Genomic DNA, 550 nt, shown 5'->3' with positions numbered 1-550 from the left:
TTTCCCGCATGAATTCGCGAGAAACCACTGCCATCTCGGGACCAACGGGGAATATGCTGCGGTGGATATCTATGTGGTTACCCACGATTTCCAACTGGAAGGGGTTGTCCAAAGCCCGGATGAAACGATCCGGCGTCGGCTGATCCCCGTGCCATAAATCGTAGAGAGCGGATCGATGCAGCAGAGTCACATCATCGGTGACGTGGTGCGCCGTCTTTGCGTGCACATACCTGTCCTGGAAGAACCTGGTAACAGCAGACCAGTCCGTGAAGTAGACGCCATCTTGCAACCCTGGCAAAGAGAACGGCAGCGAATTCAGGATGCAAGGGATGACCTCCTTGTTTGCAGCGTCCGGGCCAAATTCCTCGGTTAGGATATCCGGATGTTGCCGAAGCGCGCCCGCCAGGCGCTGGAGTTGGCGCGCGTTAGAGCGGTTTTCAAGCGCGAAGTAATATGCCTGTACCGGGTTTCGGCCCGAGAGACTGCGATTCTTACACTCAAACAGAAAAATACGGTCGCCCCAGACAAGGATGGCATCGAATTCATATAC

1 pseudogene is annotated in these 550 nt (G+C 54.9%); it reads right to left on the bottom strand.

The annotated features are described in order from the left end of the window. A pseudogene (locus EN780_RS39450) lies at positions 1–550 on the bottom strand (NERD domain-containing protein); the annotation flags it as partial.

Source organism: Mesorhizobium sp. M4B.F.Ca.ET.089.01.1.1 (assembly GCF_004022605.1).
Lineage (GTDB): Bacteria > Pseudomonadota > Alphaproteobacteria > Rhizobiales > Rhizobiaceae > Mesorhizobium > Mesorhizobium abyssinicae.
The sequence above is the reverse complement of the archived record's forward strand: the minus strand, read 5'-3'. Positions and strand labels throughout refer to the sequence as shown.